This is a genomic window from Amnibacterium endophyticum, assembly GCF_042680685.1.
In the GTDB taxonomy this organism is placed as follows: Bacteria; Actinomycetota; Actinomycetes; order Actinomycetales; family Microbacteriaceae; genus Amnibacterium; species Amnibacterium endophyticum.
In genome coordinates, this window is sequence record NZ_JBHUEA010000022.1 from 28,371 (window position 1) to 43,793 (window position 15,423).

17 protein-coding genes and 1 tRNA gene are annotated in these 15,423 nt (G+C 72.6%); 10 read left to right on the forward strand and 8 right to left on the reverse strand.

Features of this window, described 5'->3' with window-relative positions; genetic code table 11:
* Positions 1 to 160: 160 nt before the first annotated feature.
* A complete protein-coding gene (locus ACFSBI_RS13370; RefSeq protein ID WP_377935729.1) occupies positions 161 to 781 on the reverse strand; it encodes a cation efflux transmembrane domain-containing protein in 621 nt (206 codons plus the stop codon).
* A gap of 121 nt (positions 782 to 902) precedes the next feature.
* Between ACFSBI_RS13370 and ACFSBI_RS13375 the strand changes: the two genes are divergently transcribed.
* A complete protein-coding gene (locus ACFSBI_RS13375; protein WP_377935731.1) occupies positions 903 to 1,196 on the forward strand; it encodes an excalibur calcium-binding domain-containing protein in 294 nt (97 codons plus the stop codon).
* Between the two features lie 19 nt (positions 1,197 to 1,215).
* Here the strand turns inward: ACFSBI_RS13375 and ACFSBI_RS13380 are convergent, their stop codons facing one another.
* A complete protein-coding gene (locus ACFSBI_RS13380) occupies positions 1,216 to 1,611 on the reverse strand; it encodes an arsenate reductase ArsC (RefSeq protein ID WP_377935733.1) in 396 nt (131 codons plus the stop codon).
* 68 nt (positions 1,612 to 1,679) lie between these two features.
* Between ACFSBI_RS13380 and ACFSBI_RS13385 the strand changes: the two genes are divergently transcribed.
* The 6 genes from ACFSBI_RS13385 (at position 1,680) to tig (ending at position 6,003) form a co-directional block, all read left to right on the forward strand.
* Positions 1,680 to 2,273: a PepSY domain-containing protein gene (locus tag ACFSBI_RS13385; protein ID WP_377935735.1), complete on the forward strand. Its 594-nt coding sequence runs from the start codon at positions 1,680 to 1,682 to the stop codon at positions 2,271 to 2,273.
* A 13-nt stretch (positions 2,274 to 2,286) separates the two neighbouring features.
* Positions 2,287 to 3,159, forward strand: a complete 873-nt coding sequence (locus ACFSBI_RS13390; protein WP_377935737.1) for an LLM class flavin-dependent oxidoreductase — start codon at positions 2,287 to 2,289, stop codon at positions 3,157 to 3,159.
* A 75-nt stretch (positions 3,160 to 3,234) separates the two neighbouring features.
* Complete coding sequence (locus ACFSBI_RS13395; protein WP_377935739.1) at positions 3,235 to 3,756, forward strand: DoxX family protein; 522 nt, start codon at positions 3,235 to 3,237, stop codon at positions 3,754 to 3,756.
* Between the two features lie 82 nt (positions 3,757 to 3,838).
* The gene (locus ACFSBI_RS13400; protein WP_377935741.1) at positions 3,839 to 4,351 is read left to right on the forward strand and encodes a Dps family protein; all 513 of its coding nucleotides are present in this window, start codon (positions 3,839 to 3,841) and stop codon (positions 4,349 to 4,351) included.
* Positions 4,352 to 4,489: 138 nt separating this feature from the next.
* Positions 4,490 to 4,563, forward strand: a tRNA-Pro gene (locus ACFSBI_RS13405).
* Positions 4,564 to 4,620: 57 nt separating this feature from the next.
* Entirely contained in the window at positions 4,621 to 6,003 is a 1,383-nt protein-coding gene (gene tig / locus ACFSBI_RS13410; RefSeq protein WP_377935742.1) for a trigger factor, read from the forward strand.
* 103 nt (positions 6,004 to 6,106) lie between these two features.
* Here tig and mnhG read toward each other — a convergent pair whose 3' ends face one another.
* Genes mnhG through ACFSBI_RS13440 form a run of 6 tightly spaced genes read right to left on the reverse strand, consistent with a single transcriptional unit; the run spans position 6,107 to position 12,335 of the window.
* Positions 6,107 to 6,514 carry a monovalent cation/H(+) antiporter subunit G gene (gene mnhG, locus ACFSBI_RS13415; protein WP_377935744.1) on the reverse strand — a complete coding sequence of 136 codons (408 nt, stop codon included), beginning with the start codon at positions 6,512 to 6,514 and terminating at the stop codon, positions 6,107 to 6,109.
* A complete protein-coding gene (locus tag ACFSBI_RS13420) occupies positions 6,511 to 6,924 on the reverse strand; it encodes an MrpF/PhaF family protein (protein ID WP_377935746.1) in 414 nt (137 codons plus the stop codon). Before ACFSBI_RS13420 ends, mnhG begins: the two co-directional genes overlap by 4 nt.
* The gene (locus ACFSBI_RS13425; RefSeq protein ID WP_377935748.1) at positions 6,921 to 7,472 is read right to left on the reverse strand and encodes a Na+/H+ antiporter subunit E; all 552 of its coding nucleotides are present in this window, start codon (positions 7,470 to 7,472) and stop codon (positions 6,921 to 6,923) included. The genes ACFSBI_RS13420 and ACFSBI_RS13425 overlap by 4 nt, the downstream gene beginning before the upstream one ends.
* A complete protein-coding gene (locus ACFSBI_RS13430; RefSeq protein WP_377935750.1) occupies positions 7,469 to 9,019 on the reverse strand; it encodes a Na+/H+ antiporter subunit D in 1,551 nt (516 codons plus the stop codon). Before ACFSBI_RS13430 ends, ACFSBI_RS13425 begins: the two co-directional genes overlap by 4 nt.
* Positions 9,016 to 9,462 (reverse strand): Na(+)/H(+) antiporter subunit C, encoded by a 447-nt coding sequence (locus ACFSBI_RS13435; RefSeq protein ID WP_377935752.1) that lies wholly within the window; start codon positions 9,460 to 9,462, stop codon positions 9,016 to 9,018. Before ACFSBI_RS13435 ends, ACFSBI_RS13430 begins: the two co-directional genes overlap by 4 nt.
* Positions 9,459 to 12,335, reverse strand: coding sequence for a Na+/H+ antiporter subunit A (locus ACFSBI_RS13440; RefSeq protein WP_377935754.1), 2,877 nt, complete (start codon positions 12,333 to 12,335; stop codon positions 9,459 to 9,461). Before ACFSBI_RS13440 ends, ACFSBI_RS13435 begins: the two co-directional genes overlap by 4 nt.
* A 246-nt stretch (positions 12,336 to 12,581) precedes the next feature.
* Here ACFSBI_RS13440 and ACFSBI_RS13445 point away from each other — a divergent pair, with 246 nt between their 5' ends.
* The 3 genes from ACFSBI_RS13445 (at position 12,582) to clpX (ending at position 15,324) form a co-directional block, all read left to right on the forward strand.
* The gene (locus tag ACFSBI_RS13445; RefSeq protein ID WP_377935756.1) at positions 12,582 to 13,178 is read left to right on the forward strand and encodes an ATP-dependent Clp protease proteolytic subunit; all 597 of its coding nucleotides are present in this window, start codon (positions 12,582 to 12,584) and stop codon (positions 13,176 to 13,178) included.
* Between the two features lie 28 nt (positions 13,179 to 13,206).
* Positions 13,207 to 13,875, forward strand: a complete 669-nt coding sequence (locus ACFSBI_RS13450) for an ATP-dependent Clp protease proteolytic subunit (protein WP_377935785.1) — start codon at positions 13,207 to 13,209, stop codon at positions 13,873 to 13,875.
* 168 nt (positions 13,876 to 14,043) lie between these two features.
* Positions 14,044 to 15,324 carry an ATP-dependent Clp protease ATP-binding subunit ClpX gene (gene clpX / locus ACFSBI_RS13455; protein ID WP_377935758.1) on the forward strand — a complete coding sequence of 427 codons (1,281 nt, stop codon included), beginning with the start codon at positions 14,044 to 14,046 and terminating at the stop codon, positions 15,322 to 15,324.
* Positions 15,325 to 15,423: the final 99 nt, after the last annotated feature.

A 15,423-nucleotide genomic window follows, 5' to 3' on the forward strand; every position in this document is an offset into this window, starting at 1 on the left:
GCCATGGCCCGGCACTCCGCAGTGATCCGCACTGAAGACCCCGTCCACATGACGAAGTCCGGGTGAGAACCGGCTCCCGTCCGGGCGTGGCGAGCTGTGGGATCAGCAGTCGCGAAAGGTTCGATTCGCGTCATCCCCTGAGCGACGAGCCCGAGCGCGTCTAGTCGTCCTCGACCAGCTCGCCCTCCCAGGCCTCCCGGCCTTCCATCACCGCGAACGCCGCGATCACGAAGCCGGCGACCGGGTCGAGCCACGTCCAGCCGAGCAGCAGGTACAGCAGCAGCGACAGGAATGTGGTCACCGACAGCACGGCGCACAGGCGCGTCTCGGCTGCGTCCGCGACGACCAGCGCCGAGCCCATCGCGAGCCCGACCCGGCGCTTGAGCGCGGCGAGCACGGGCATGACGACGATCGAGACGGCGGTGAGCGCGATGCCGAGGACGCTGGTGTCCGGCCGCTCGGCGACGACCAGGTCGCGGACGCCCCCGACCACCAGGTAGGCCGCCAGGAGGAAGAAGGTGACGGCGACCACGCGGAGCGCGACCTTCTCACGGCGCTCGTCCGGCTCGGCGCCGCGGACCTCGGCCGCCAGGCGGACGACGACCACCGTCGCCGACACCACCTCGATCGCGGAGTCGAAACCGAAGCCGACGAGCGCGATGGCGCCCGCGGCCAGCCCGGCGATCACCGCGACGACGCCCTCGGCGACGTTGTAGGCGATCGTGAACGCGCCGAGCCCGAGGGCGCGGCGGGCGAGCGGCGCTGCGGGGAGCGTGGTCACCGCGCCACGCTACGGGGTGGGCGGGATCCGGTCGGAGGCGGTGCGAGCGACCGCGGGGGTCGCGGGCGCGGGCCCGATCGGTCCATGATGCGAGCGGATCCCCTCACCGAAGGAGCCGCCCGTGCCCCGTCCCCGCTCGCTCGTCGTCGCCGTCGCCCTCGCGGCCGGGATGACGCTCGCGCCCGCGTTCCCCGCGACGGCCGCGCCGGCGCACGCCTCCGCCAAGGTCTACGCGAACTGCACCGCGATCCACCGCGTCTACTCGGGCGGCATCGCGAAGGAGGGGGTGAAGTGGAACAGGACCACCCACGGCAAGCGTGCCCTCAAGGGCCACGTCAAGTTTTCCACCGCGCTCTACCTCGCGAACAGGAGGAGCGACCGGGACAAGGACGGCATCGCCTGCGAGAAGTCGTAGGCGGGCGCCCCTCCCGGGCTCAGCGGAGCGACTCGATCAGCCCCCGTACCCGGCCCTCGATCTCGTCGCGGATCGGGCGCACCTGCTCCAGCGGAAGCCCGGCCGGGTCGGTCAGCTCCCAGTCCTCGTAGCGCTTGCCGGGGAAGATCGGGCAGGCGTCGCCGCAGCCCATCGTGATCACCACGTCGGAGGCGCGGACGTCCTCGCGGTCCAGCAGCCGCGGCGGGTTCCCGGCGACGTCGACGCCGACCTCGGCCATCGCGGCCACCGCGACCGGGTTCACCCGGTCCGCGGGCTCGCTGCCGGCGGACAGCACCTCGACGTCGGGGGCGAGCGTGCGCAGGAAGCCGGCGGCCATCTGCGACCGGCCGGCGTTGTGGACGCAGACGAAGAGCACGGAGGTCACGCGCGCCATCCTGCCGTGCGCGCAGCGATTCCGCGGCTGGACGCGGTTCGATGGGCGCACCCCACCAGGAGGACCCCATGCGCCCACCCGCCCGCATCGCCCTCGCCGCGGTCCTCCCCGCGGCGGTGCTCGCCCTCTCGGCCTGCACGACACCGTCGCCGCTGCCCGTGCTCACCCCGAGCGCGACCGCGACGCCCACGCCCACCCCGACGACCTCGACCCGCTCCGTGACCTCGATCGCCGGCCTCGCGCTCCGCGCCGTCGGCGGCACGGGCACCGTCACCGCCGTGGACGACGAGTCCTTCGGCACCGTCTGGGACGTGCGGGTGGTGGAGGAGGACGGGTCGACGCAGGAGCTGCACCTCGGCGGCGCGGGCCGCCTGCTCGCCGGGCCGTCCGAGGTGCCCACCAGTGCCGACACGATGTCGGCGAACCGCGCGCAGGTCGCGGCCGCGTCGATCTCGCTCGCCGACGCCGCGGACCGCATGCGCGCCGCGGTGCCGAAGGGCCGGGTCACCGCGATCGAGCTGACCCAGTACCGCGACCGGGTGGTCTGGCAGGGCGACGTCACCAACGCGGACGGCGTCCGGCAGGACGTGCGGATCGACGCGGTGAACGGGTCCGTGCTGCTGAACCTGATCGACGGGCAGCGTTCTTCCGGCGGCTCCTGATCGGATCGGGGGCATGACGAGCGTCGGCGCGATCTTCCTGCCCTCCTTCCCGCCCGAACGGCTCCGCCCGGTCGCTGAGGCGGCCGACGCGGCGGGCCTCGAGCAGCTGTGGCTCTGGGAGGACTGCTTCAAGGAGTCCGCCGTCGCGACCATGGCCGCGGCGCTGGCGTGGACGGAGCGCCTGCGCGTCGGCATCGGCCTGATGCCGACGCCGATGCGCAACGCGGCGACGGTCGCAATGGAGGCTGCCACGCTCGAGCGGCTGTTCCCGGGCCGGCCGATCATCGGCGTCGGCCACGGCGTCCTCGACTGGATGGGCCAGATCGGCGCCCGCGCCGCCTCCCCGCTCACGCTGCTCGGGGAGCACCTCGACGCCGTCCGCGCGCTGCTCCGCGGCGAGGAGGTCACGGCCGACGGCCGCTACGTCCGCCTCGACCGCGTGCGGCTGGACTGGCCGCCCGAGCGCCCACCGGCCGTGCTCGCCGGCGCGGAGGGGCCGAAGACGCTGGCGCTCGTCGGCGCGCGGGCCGACGGGCTGATCCTGCCCGGCGGCACCACGCCGGAGCGCACCCGTGAGGCCATCGGGATCGCGCAGCAGGCGCGGGACGCCGCCGGCGTGACCGGCCCGATGGAGGTCGTCGTCTTCGTGCCCGCCGCGTTCGGGCCGGGCGCGGGGGAGCGGCTCGCGGCGAACGCCCGCCGCTGGCGCTTCCCCGAGGACCGGCTGCTCGGCGCCGCCGGCACGCCCGCCGAGGTCGCCGACGGCGTGCGCCCGTGGATCGAGGCCGGTGCGGGCACCGTCGTCCTGCAGCCGATGGACGACGAGCCCGACCCGGAGGCCTACGTCGGCACGGTCGGCCGGGAGATCGCGCCGCTGCTGCGCTGAGCCGCCCTCGGACGACCCCGAGCAGCACCGCACTAGCGTGCTCGCGACCTCGTCCCACAACGGAAGGACGCCCCCATGGCGCTCGGCACCCTCGCACTCCGGCTCACCGTCGGCGGCCTGCTCACCGCCCACGGCCTGCAGAAGCTGCGCGGCACCTTCGACGGGCCCGGCATCGAGGGCACGACCGGCATGATGCAGTCGCTCGGCCTCCACCCGGCCCGCCGGAACGCGCTCGCCGCTGCGTGGAGCGAGACCGCGGGCGGGGCGGCGCTGGCGCTCGGCGCCGCGACGCCGGCCGCTGCGGCCGCGGTCATCGGCGCGATGACGACCGCCATCCGCACCGTCCACGCGAAGAACGGCGTCTGGAACGCCAAGGGCGGCTACGAGTTCAACGCCGTGCTGATCGCGGCGGCGGTCGCGATCGCCGCCGACGGCCCCGGTCGCGCCTCGCTCGACGCGCTCGTCGGCCGCAGCCGGTGGGGAGCGGGTGCCGGCCTGCTCGCCCTCCTCGCGGGCGTCGGCGGGTCCTTCGCGATCACCGAGCTCGCGAAGCGGGAGGCCGAGGAGCACCAGGCCGCGGGAGGCGCCGAGGCCTGACCGCGCGTGCAGCGTTCGTCCGGGCGATGTCCAGACGGGCCGCCGACACTGGATGAGACGTCGACGGAAGGGATTCAACGACATGACCGACCTCAAGGCTGCCGCTCCGGCCGAGCCCGTGATCGACCAGACCCAGGCCAGCGCCGAGGACATCAACGGCTCGCAGCAGTACCTGGCGCCGATCGTGTGGGACCTGCAGGCCCTGCAGCTCGCCACCAAGCAGGCGCACTGGCACGTGCGCGGCGACAACTTCATCGCGGTGCACAAGCTGCTCGACAAGATCACCGACCACGTCCGCGAGTTCGCCGACCTCGCCGCGGAGCGCACCGTCGCCCTCGGTCTGCCGGTCGACGCGCGCCCGCAGACGGTCGCCGCGAAGACCACGCTGCCGGTGATGCAGGACGGCTTCCAGAACTACGGCCCGATGATCGAGCAGGTCGTCGCCCAGATGGACGCCGCGGTCGTGACCGTCCGCAAGGCGGTCAAGGGCCTGGACGACATCGACCTGAACAGCCAGGACGTCGCGATCGAGATCGAGCGCGGGCTCGTCGAGGACCGCTGGTTCCTCGCCGCGCACCTCGCCACCGACAACTGATCGCTTCGGTGTTCGAAGGGGCCGCTCCGGATCCGGGGCGGCCCCTTCGCCGTGCCAGGGGGAACCCCCAGCCGACTCGCTAGACTTCCCGCCGGTCGTTCCGGCCCCGGCGCGTGCAGCGAGGCGGGGCCGAGCCGGCGGGGCGTAGCTCAGCTTGGTAGAGCACCCGCTTTGGGAGCGGGAGGCCGCAGGTTCGAATCCTGTCGCCCCGACCGCCCGCACAGCGGGTGCCGGACGGCCCCCGACAGCCACCAGACGAGGAGTTCCCCATGGTCGAGACGACCGTCGAGAAGCTGAGCCCGACCCGGGTGAAGCTCGCCATCACCGTGCCGCCGGAGGACCTGCGGCCGAGCATCACGTCGGCGTACGGCGAGATCGCCGAGCAGGTGACGATCCCCGGCTTCCGGAAGGGCAAGGTGCCGCCGCCCATCATCGACCAGCGCGTCGGGCGCGGCGCGGTGCTCGAGCAGGCCGTCAACAGCGGCCTCGACGGCTTCTTCCGCCAGGCGGTGCAGGACAACGACATCCGCCCGCTCGGGCGGCCCGAGGCCGACATCACGGCGTGGCCGGACGCCAAGGACTTCTCCGGCGACCTGCAGGTGACCGTCGAGGTCGACGTGCGCCCCGAGATCACCCTGCCGCCGCTCGACAGCCTGACGGTCTCGGTCGACCCGCTGGAGGTCACCGACGACGACGTCGCCCAGCAGCTGGACGAGCTCCGCGGGCGCTTCGGCACGCTGTCCACCGTCGACCGTCCCGCGACGACCGGCGACTTCGTGCAGATCGACCTCGTCGCCACCATCGGCGACGAGCAGGTCGACACCGCGAACGCGATCTCGTACGAGATGGGCTCGGGTGAGCTGATCGAGGGCATCGATGAGGCCCTCGAGTCGCTGACCGCGGGCGAGTCGACCACCTTCTCCTCGACGCTGCTCGGCGGCGACCACGAGGGCGAGGAGGCGGAGATCAACGTCACCGTGCTCGCGGTGAAGGAGCGGGACCTGCCCGAGCTCGACGACGACTTCGCGCAGATGGCGAGCGAGTTCGACTCGCTCGACGAGCTGAAGGACGACGTCCGGGGCCAGGTCGAGCGCCAGAAGAAGTTCGCGCAGGTGTCGCAGGCCCGCGACAAGATCGCGGACGCCCTGCTCGCGGAGGTCGACGTGCCGGTGCCGGCGTCGTTGATCGAGGACGAGGTGCACCGCCACCTCGAGAGCGAGTCGCGCCTCGAGGACGACGAGCACCGCGCCGAGGTGACCGAGGCCAGCGAGAAGGCGTTCCGCTCGCAGCTGCTCTTCGACACCGTCGCCGAGCAGGAGGACATCCGCGTCTCGCAGGACGAGTTCGCGCAGTACGTCGTCCAGTCCGCGCAGCAGTACGGCATGCAGCCGCAGGAGTTCATCGAGGCCCTGCAGGCGAACAACGGCGTGCAGGCGCTGCTCGGCGAGGTCGCGCGCAGCAAGGCGATCAGCGTGCTGCTCGGTCGCGTGAAGGTCGTCGACACGAACGGCGAGGCCGTCGACCTGTCCGACTTCGTGGTCGCCGACTCGCCCGAGGACGTCGCGGACGAGGAGACCGACGAGCCGGTCGAGGTCGTCGACGAGGGCGACGCGGCCGCCGCGAGCGAGGACGAGGCCGCGGCCAAGGCCTGACGACGGAGCTGCGGAGGGCGGGCGCGGAGGACGCGCCCGCCCTCGCGCGCATCCTGCCAGCCGCGCGCGCCGCGGCCGACCGTCCGGAGGACGCGGAAAACGCCTAGTCCTGCGCGGCGGCCGCCGCCTCCGGGCCCTCGCGGTCCTCGCGGCGCTCGCGGTCCTCCGCGTCGCGGCGGCTCGCCTCCTCGATCGCGGGTGCCAGCTCGTCCTCGCTCAGCCGGTCCTCGCGGAAGTTGCCCGTCCGGTACGCCGCCCTCGCGATCATGTGGCCCGACACCGGGATCGTGATCATCTGCAGCACGAGCACCGGCACGAGCGCCGGGACCAGGTCCCACCGGTCGTTGCCGATCGCGATGGCGGCGAGGACGCAGACCAGGCCCAGCACCTGGGGCTTCGTCCCGGCGTGGAGCCGGGCGAGGGCGTCGCGGAAGCGCAGCAGGCCGACGCCGGACGCCAGCGCGAAGAGCGCGCCCGCGAGCAGCAGCAGCTGGGCGATCAGGTCGCTCACGGCTCCTCCCTCCTCGTGGGCCGCAGGTCGTCGGCGTCGAGGCGCTCGTCGTTCATCTGCTCGGCGTCCCGCAGCGCCTGGCGCAGGACGGCGGGCGCCTGCTCGACGGTCCCGAGCGGGTCCACGGCCACCTCGTCCGGCTCCCGCCGGTCGTGCTTCGAGACGGACCGGGCGACCGCGACCGTGGCGAACGCCGCCGTGCAGGCGAGCACGAGCAGGACCGGCACCAGGTCGTCGCGGTCCTCGATCACCATCTCGGTGCCGACCGAGAGCATCATCGCCGTGAGCAGCACGTCGCTCGCGATCATCCGGTCGAGGATCGTGGGGCCGCGCACGACGCGGTAGACCGCGAGCGCCGCGCTGGCGGTCAGCAGCACGCCGACGGCCCAGAGGATCGGGGAGCCGCTCATCCGGCGGCCTCCTGCTCGCCCGGGGAGCCGATCGCGCGGACCAGGCGGCGCTCGCTCTCGATCACCTCCTGCCGGCACCGCTCCCGGGCCTCCGGGGTGCCGCCGTCGAGCAGGTGCAGGTAGAGGACCGAGTCGGCGCGGTCCAGCTCCACCACGACCGTGCCCGGGATCAGGGCCATGATGACCGCGGTCAGCGAGAGCAGCAGGTCGTCCCTGGTGCGCAGCTGCACCCGCACGATCGCGGAGGTCGGCCCCCGCGACGGCCCGAGCGCGGCGAAGGCCTGCGCCGCCACCTGCACCGAGGCGATGGCGACCTGGCCCGCGAACCACACGAGCAGGCTGAGCGCCGCGATCGGCCGGAACCGCCCGACGTGGGGCACCGGCGGCAGCTCGAAGACCCGCACGACCACGACCGCGGTGATAATCCCGGTCACGATCGTGAGCGGCGCGATCGAGCGCCAGAGCAGCAGCCAGAGCACGACGAGCCCGATGACGAGCGGGGGCCCGGTCGTCCAGCGGTTCGTCACGCGGCGCGGCGCGTCGCTCATCGGCCGAGCACCCCCTCCACGTACACCGACCAGTTCTGCAGCGTGGCGCCCGCGTTGCTGCTGTAGTCGTACAGCGGGCCCGCGAGCACGGTGAGCAGCAGGCCGAGGGCGACCATCCCGCCGGTCGCCCAGACCATCGGTCGGGCGAGCGCCCGGGTGGCGACCTCCGCGGGCCGATAGGGGTCCTCGTGCAGCTGGTCGGTCAGGCGGGACCCCTGCGCCACCTGCTCGGCCGGTCGCCAGAACGACAGGTTCCAGACCCGCACCAGCGGGTAGAGGGTCAGCAGGCTGGTGCCGACCGCGACCCCGACGACGGTGAACGCCAGGGGATCGTTGCGGGAGACGCCCGCCTCGAGCAGCCCGAGCTTGCCGAGGAAGCCGGAGAAGGGTGGGATGCCGCCGAGGTTCAACGCGGGGAGCAGGAACAGCACGGCGATCGCCGGCGACGTCCACAGCAGGCCGCCGAGCCGGGTGATCGTCGTCGTCCCGGCCCGGCGCTCGATCAGGCCGGTGGTGAGGAACAGCGTCGTCTGCACGACGATGTGGTGCACGGCGTAGAAGATCGTCGCCGCCGTGCCCGCGGCCGTGCCGAGCCCGACCCCCATGATCAGGTACCCGATGTGGCTGACCAGGGTGAAGGAGAGCATCCGCTTGATGTCGGCCTGCGCGATCGCGCCGAGCACGCCGACCACCATGGTCAGGATCGCGATGACGAGCAGCACCGGGTTCAGCTCCGGCCCCGGGAAGAGCGTCGTCTCGGTGCGGATGATCGCGTACACGCCGACCTTGGTGAGCAGGCCGGCGAAGACCGCGGTGACCGGCGCCGGTGCCGTCGGATAGCTGTCCGGCAGCCAGAACGACAGCGGGAACACGGCGGCCTTGATGCCGAAGGCCGTGAGCAGCATGACGTGCAGCAGGATCTGCACGCCCTGCGGCAGGTCCTGTGCGCGCTGCGCGATCTGCGCGATGTTCACCGTGCCGACCGCCGCGTAGACGGCGCCGACGGCGGCGAGGAACAGCGCGGAGCTGACGAGGCTGACCACGATGTAGGTGGTGCCGGCGCGGATGCGGGGCTCGGTGCCGCCGACCGTGATCAGCACGTAGCTGGCGACCAGCAGGATCTCGAAGCCGACGTAGAGGTTGAACAGGTCGCCCGCCACGAAGGCGTCGAAGACGCCGGTCGCGAGCACGAGGTAGGTCGGGTAGAAGATCGAGACCGGCGCCTCCCGGTCGTCGCCGTCCGCGATGCCCTGGCCGATCGAGAACACGAGCACGGCGAGCAGCACGGCCGCGGACACGGTGAGCAGCAGCGCCGAGACCCGGTCGACGACGAGCACGATCCCGAACGGGATCGGCCAGCCGCCGACGGGCAGCACGAGCATCGCGCCGTCGGCGACCGCGACCATCAGCACGATCCCGATGCCGAGCACGGCCGTCAGCGCGATCGCCGCGATGGTGCGCTGCAGGCGGGGCCGACCCGTGGCGAGCAGCGCGAGACCCGCGCCGAGCACCGGGATCAGCACGACCAGGGGGACGAGCGCGGTCATCGGATCCCGCCCTCGTCGGCGCCGGTGCGCAGCTCGTCGTCGTCCACGCGGTCGAACTCGCTCTCCTCGTCGACGTCCGCCGTCTCGGTCGCGGGCTGGTCGCTGCGGCCGAGCTGCGCGTCCGCCTCGTCGCGCACGACGACGTCCTCCTGCGCCAGCCGCCACGACCGGTAGACGAGCGCCATGAGGAACGCGGAGACGGCGAAGGTGATCACGATCGCGGTGAGGATCAGCGCCTGGGGCAGCGGGTCGGACGACTGCCCGCTGCCGGCGATCGGCGGGGCGCCGGGGGGCCCCGAGATGCTGAGCAGCAGCAGGTTCGTCGCGTTGCCGATCAGCAGGAAGCCGAGGATGATCCGCGTGACGCTGCGCTCGAGCAGCAGGTAGACGCCGGCGATGTACAGCGCGCACATGGCGCCGAGCAGCGCGACCGAGACGGTCACCGGACCACCTCCTGGGGATCTTCCGCGTCCTCGCGGCCCTGGGACTCCTCGTACTGCCGGTCGACCTCGCCGCCGAGGCTGCGGAGCACGTCGAGCACCACGCCGACGACGATCAGGTAGACGCCGATGTCGAAGATGGTGGACGTGCTGAAGGACAGGTACCCGAACCAGCCGAGGTCGGCCGAGAAGTAGGCCGAGGTGAGCGCTGCGTCACCGATCAGCACCGGGGCGAGCGCGGTGCCGCCCGCGAGCAGCAGGCCGAGCCCGAGCAGCACGCCGGCGTTGAGCGGCGCCGCGAGCCCCAGCTCGTACCGGCCGGCGGCGAGGTAGCGGCCGGTCAGCGCGAGCCCGGCGACCAGCCCGCCCGCGAAGCCGCCGCCCGGCAGGTTGTGCCCCGCGAAGAGCAGGTAGACCGACAGCACGATGCCGGCGTGGAAGGTGAGCCGGACGACGACCTCGAGCAGGATCGAGCGGAACTGCGGCTGCAGGGTGCGTCCGGCGAGCAGCCAGGTGCCGCTCGTCACCTCGGGGTCGACCGCGGCGGGGGAGCGGCGGAACAGCCGGCGCCGCTGGTGCCCCCGCAGCGCGGGCATCCGGTCGAGCCGGCCGCCGACGAACACCAGGCTCGCGACCCCGGTCGCGGCGGCGACGACGACCGTGATCTCGCCGAACGTGTCCCAGCCGCGGATGTCGACGAGCGCGACGTTCACGACGTTCGCGCCGTGACCGAGCTCGACGGCGAGGCGCTCGTAGGCGACGGAGACCGGCGTCGCGGTGCGTGCGGCGAGGGTCGTGAGCACGATCGTGGTCATGGTGACGGCCACCCCGATGCCGAGGGCGAGCCGGATCACCGGCCGCGTGCGGCCGTGGGCGACGCCGAGCCGCGCGGGCAGCCGTCGCAGCACGAGCACGAAGGCGATCAGGGTGACGAGGTCGACGAGCACCTGGGTGAGGGCCAGGTCGGGGGCGCCCTGCAGCGCGAAGAGCACGGCCATGCCGAACCCGGTGACGCCGACGAGCACCACGGCCTGGAACCGCTTCGACGCGGCCGCCGCGGCCACCGCCGCGACCGCCATGACGACCGCCGTCACCACCTGCGCGGGGGTGGCGAAGAGCCCGGGCACCGCGGCGGAGTCCGTGACGATCAGGACGGTCGAGGTGCCGGCGATGAAGACGCCGAGGATCACGGCGAGGTAGAACGGCAGCGACCCGCGCTGGATGGTCGCGGTGACGCGGGTGGCGGCGGTGTCGATCGCGCGGACCACGGCGCGGTACACGCTCTCCGCGCTCCACGAGGGGTGCAGCGCCCGCTGCACCCGGGTGAGCGGCTCGCGCAGCAGGAACAGGGCGACGCCGCCCGCGATCGTGGCCGCGGACAGCAGCAGCTCCGGGGTGAACCCGTGCCAGAGCTCGAGGTGGCCGGCCTCGCCCGGCAGCCCCTCGGCGGCCGCGGCGGCGGCGGGGTCCACGACGACGGTGGCGAGCGGGCCGAGCACGAGGCAGGCGAGCGCGAGCAGGGCGGGCGGCGCGAGGAACGCGGGACGCTCGGGATCGACCTCCGTCTGCAGCACGCCGCGCTTGGTCGCGAAGGCGCCCCAGACGAAGCGGAGCGCGTAGGCGACGGTCAGCACGGAGCCGAGCAGCACGCCGACGAGCGCGATCGGGCCCCACGGCCCGGGCGTCTCGGCCAGCGCGATGAGCACCGACTCCTTGGCGACGAAGCCGAGCAGCGGGGGCACGCCGGCCATGGAGGCGGCGGCGAGCGCCCCCGTGACCGCGAGCAGCGGCAGGCGCCGCCCGAGCCCGGAGATGCGGCGCAGGTCGCGGGTGCCGACCGCGTGGTCGACGATGCCGGTCACGAGGAACAGGGTCGACTTGAACAGCGCGTGCCCGACGAGCAGCCCGACGCCGGCGAGCTGGCTCGCCGCCGAGCCGATCGAGCTGATGATCATCAGGAAGCCGAGCTGGGCGACCGTGCCGCCCGCCAGCACGAGCTTGAGGTCGTGCTCGCGGAGCGCCCGCCAGCCGCCGAGGAGCATCGTCACGACGCCCAGCGCGACGAGCGTCTCCCGCCAGCCCGGGGCGAGGGCGAACGCCGGGGAGAGGCGGAGCACGAGGTAGACGCCCGCCTTCACCATCGCGGCGGCGTGCAGGTACGCCGACACCGGCGTCGGCGCCGCCATCGCGCCCGGGAGCCAGAAGTGGAAGGGCCAGTTCGCCGACTTCGACACCGCGCCGACCAGCACGAGCGCGACGCCGGTGATCGCCATCGGGTCGTCGAGCGCCGGCGGGTTCGCGATCAGCCCCGAGAGCGTGGACTCGTTCGCCGCCGCCTCGAGCAGCACCAGGCCGACGAGCATGACGAGGCCGCCGAAGGTGGTGACGAGCAGAGCCTGCAGCGCCGCGCCCCGGGAGGCCCGCCGGTCCGCGTAGTGCCCGATCAGCAGGTAGGACAGGACGCTGGTGAGCTCCCAGAAGGTGAAGAGCAGGAAGACGTCGTCCGAGACGACCAGCCCGTACATCGCGCCGGCGAAGGCGGTGAGGGTCGCGGCGAAGCGGCCGAGCCCGGGCTCGTCGTCCTTGAAGTAGGAGACGCAGTAGAGCAGGACGAGCGCGCCGACCCCGGTGACGACGAGCGCCACGGCCCAGGACAGCGCGTCGAGGCGCAGGGCGATCGCGAAGTCGAGCTGCGGCAGGTACTCGACGCGCTCGGTCACCGAGCCGGCGAGCGCGGTCCGGCCCTGCAGCAGCGTGGTGACGAAGGCCGCCGTCGGCGGGACCGCCGCGACCAGGAAGGCGCGGGTCCCGAGCACGCGGGTGAGCCGCGGCAGCACGAGGGCGGTGACGCCGAACAGCACGAGCAGCACGAGCATGCGGGCTCCCGTCTGTGACTGGCGGGCGTCGAGAACCGCGGGTCGCGCCCCGCGGTCCGACGAGGGTACCGGGGCGCGCCGACAGCGGCGCGCGGCACCGCGTCGAGCGCTCGCGGCCCGCGTCGCCCGCCCGCCGTCACGGGCCACCACGCCCACGGCGAACAGGACCGGGTCGTCCGGGTCCGCCTCACTACCGTGGTCATCACGCTTCGAACGACACGAATGGAAGTGCTGCGAATGGCCGACATGAGCCCGAACCCCAGCGTCTTCGACCGCCTGCTCCGCGACCGCATCATCTGGCTCGGCAGCGAGGTGCGCGACGAGAACGCGAACGAGATCGCCGCCAAGCTGCTGCTGCTGGCCGCCGAGGACAGCGAGCGCGACATCTACCTCTACATCAACTCGCCCGGCGGCTCGATCACGGCCGGCATGGCGATCTACGACACGATGCAGTTCGTCCCGAACGACATCGTCACCGTCGGCATCGGCATGGCCGCCTCGATGGGGCAGCTGCTGCTGACGGCCGGCACGAAGGGCAAGCGCTACATCACGCCGAACGCCCGCGTGCTGCTGCACCAGCCGCACGGCGGCTTCGGCGGCACCTCGTCCGACATCCAGACGCAGGCGCAGCTGATCATCGACATGAAGAACCGCCTCGCCCAGATCACGGCGGAGGCGACCGGCAAGACGGTCGAGCAGGTGAACGCCGACGGCGACCGCGACCGCTGGTTCGACGCGGAGGCGGCGCTGGAGTACGGCTTCGTCGACCACATCCGCGCCTCGGCGGCGGACGTCGCGGGCGGCGGCGGCACGGACAGCAAGCAGACCGTCGGCACCCTCTGAGCACGCAGGAGACGAACGAATGAACTGGATGAACACCGACCGCCCGGGATCGGCGGCGCAGAGCCCGTCGAGCCGCTACATCCTGCCGAGCTTCGAGGAGCGCACCGCCTACGGCTACAAGCGGCAGGACCCCTACGCGAAGCTGTTCGAGGACCGCGTGGTCTTCCTCGGCGTCCAGGTGGACGACGCCTCGGCGGACGACATCATGGCCCAGCTGCTGGTGCTCGAGTCCCAGGACCCGGACCGCGACATCATGATGTACATCAACTCGCCCGGCGGCTCGTTCACGGCCATGACCGCCATCTACGACACGATGCAGTACATCCGCCCGCAGATCTCGACGGTGGTGCTCGGCCAGGCGGCGTCCGCGGCCGCGGTCATCGCCGCCGCCGGCACCCCGGGCAAGCGCCTCGCGCTGCCGAACGCCCGCATCCTTATCCACCAGCCCGCCACCTCCGGCGGCTCGGGCGGTCAGGCGAGCGACATCGAGATCCAGGCCGCCGAGGTGCTGCGCATGCGCACCTGGCTGGAGGAGACCCTGGCGAAGCACTCGAAGCGGTCGATCGAGGAGGTCAACCGCGACATCGAGCGCGACAAGATCCTGAACGGCCAGGACGCCCTCGAGTACGGGCTGATCGACCAGGTCCTGTCGACGCGCAAGCAGCAGTCGGCGACCCCGGCGCTCGCCCCGGCCTGATCGGATCGAGCGCGACGACGCCCCGGACCGCCCCGGTCCGGGGCGTCGTCGCGTCCCGGCCCCCGAACCGGTCGCGCGACACCCTCTGCACATGCCCCCCGTGTCCGCCCGGTCCCGGGTTAGGCTCGTCCGAACCGCGTTCACCGACTCTTAGGGGAGAGACGCTCGATGGCTCGAATGGGTGAAAGCGCCGACCTGCTGAAATGCTCGTTCTGCGGCAAGAGTCAGAAGCAGGTCCAGCAGCTGATCGCCGGCCCCGGGGTCTACATCTGCGACGAGTGCGTGGAGCTCTGCAACGAGATCATCGAGGAGCGCCTCGCGGAGGCGGCCGACGAGACGACGAGCGACTTCGACCTGCCGAAGCCGAAGGAGATCTTCGGCTTCCTCGAGGAGTACGTGATCGGCCAGGAGGCGGCGAAGCGCGCCCTGTCGGTCGCGGTCTACAACCACTACAAGCGCGTCCGCGCGAAGGGCGCGCTCACCAGCGCGGACTCGCTGAAGGACGACATCGAGATCGCGAAGTCGAACATCCTGCTGATCGGCCCGACCGGCTGCGGCAAGACCTACCTCGCGCAGACGCTCGCGAAGCGCCTCAACGTGCCGTTCGCCGTCGCGGATGCGACCGCGCTGACCGAGGCGGGCTACGTCGGCGAGGACGTCGAGAACATCCTGCTGAAGCTGATCCAGGCCGCGGACTACGACGTCAAGCGGGCCGAGACCGGCATCGTCTACATCGACGAGGTCGACAAGATCGCGCGGAAGGCGGAGAACCCGTCCATCACCCGCGACGTCTCCGGCGAGGGCGTGCAGCAGGCGCTGCTGAAGATCCTGGAGGGCACGACCGCGTCGGTGCCGCCGCAGGGCGGCCGCAAGCACCCGCACCAGGAGTTCATCCAGATCGACACCACGAACGTGCTGTTCATCGTCGCGGGCGCCTTCGCGGGCCTCGAGCAGATCATCAGCCAGCGGGTCGGCAAGAAGGGCATCGGCTTCGGCGCGCAGCTGCACAGCAAGGTCGACGAGAAGACGCTCTTCGGCGAGGTGCTGCCGGAGGACCTGCACAAGTTCGGGCTGATCCCGGAGTTCATCGGCCGTCTGCCGGTCGTCACCACGGTGCTGCCGCTCGACCGCGACGCGCTCATGGAGATCCTCACCGAGCCGAAGAACGCGCTGGTGAAGCAGTACCAGCGCATGTTCGAGCTGGACGGCGTCGACCTCGAGTTCGACCACGGCGCCCTCGAGGCGATCGCGGACCTCGCCGTGCTGCGGCAGACCGGCGCCCGCGGCCTCCGCGCGATCCTCGAGGAGGTGCTCGGGCCCGTGATGTTCGAGGTGCCGTCCTCCAACGAGGTCGCCCGGGTCGTGATCACGCGCGACGCGGTCGAGAAGAACGCCGCGCCGACGATCGTGCCGCGCGGCCGCATCCGCCCGGCCGAGAAGTCGGCCTGATCCGTCCTCGTCCGCGAGAGGCCCCGCCCGGTCCGCCGGTCGGGGCCTCTCGCCGTCTGCGGCCCCGCGCACCGCGGGGTCGTCGCAGACTGCAAAGAC

What these genes read in the sequence shown, in the direction of transcription:
- ACFSBI_RS13380 (WP_377935733.1), bottom strand. Translation starts at nt 1,611, where the DNA reads ATGGCGCGCGTGACCTCCGTGCTCTTCGTCTGCGTCCACAACGCCGGC.
- ACFSBI_RS13385 (WP_377935735.1), top strand. Translation starts at nt 1,680, where the DNA reads ATGCGCCCACCCGCCCGCATCGCCCTCGCCGCGGTCCTCCCCGCGGCG.
- ACFSBI_RS13390 (WP_377935737.1), top strand. Translation starts at nt 2,287, where the DNA reads ATGACGAGCGTCGGCGCGATCTTCCTGCCCTCCTTCCCGCCCGAACGG.
- ACFSBI_RS13395 (WP_377935739.1), top strand. Translation starts at nt 3,235, where the DNA reads ATGGCGCTCGGCACCCTCGCACTCCGGCTCACCGTCGGCGGCCTGCTC.
- ACFSBI_RS13400 (WP_377935741.1), top strand. Translation starts at nt 3,839, where the DNA reads ATGACCGACCTCAAGGCTGCCGCTCCGGCCGAGCCCGTGATCGACCAG.
- tig (WP_377935742.1), top strand. Translation starts at nt 4,621, where the DNA reads ATGGTCGAGACGACCGTCGAGAAGCTGAGCCCGACCCGGGTGAAGCTC.
- ACFSBI_RS13420 (WP_377935746.1), bottom strand. Translation starts at nt 6,924, where the DNA reads ATGAGCGGCTCCCCGATCCTCTGGGCCGTCGGCGTGCTGCTGACCGCC.
- ACFSBI_RS13425 (WP_377935748.1), bottom strand. Translation starts at nt 7,472, where the DNA reads ATGAGCGACGCGCCGCGCCGCGTGACGAACCGCTGGACGACCGGGCCC.
- ACFSBI_RS13430 (WP_377935750.1), bottom strand. Translation starts at nt 9,019, where the DNA reads ATGACCGCGCTCGTCCCCCTGGTCGTGCTGATCCCGGTGCTCGGCGCG.
- ACFSBI_RS13440 (WP_377935754.1), bottom strand. Translation starts at nt 12,335, where the DNA reads ATGCTCGTGCTGCTCGTGCTGTTCGGCGTCACCGCCCTCGTGCTGCCG.
- ACFSBI_RS13445 (WP_377935756.1), top strand. Translation starts at nt 12,582, where the DNA reads ATGAGCCCGAACCCCAGCGTCTTCGACCGCCTGCTCCGCGACCGCATC.
- ACFSBI_RS13450 (WP_377935785.1), top strand. Translation starts at nt 13,207, where the DNA reads ATGAACACCGACCGCCCGGGATCGGCGGCGCAGAGCCCGTCGAGCCGC.
- clpX (WP_377935758.1), top strand. Translation starts at nt 14,044, where the DNA reads ATGGCTCGAATGGGTGAAAGCGCCGACCTGCTGAAATGCTCGTTCTGC.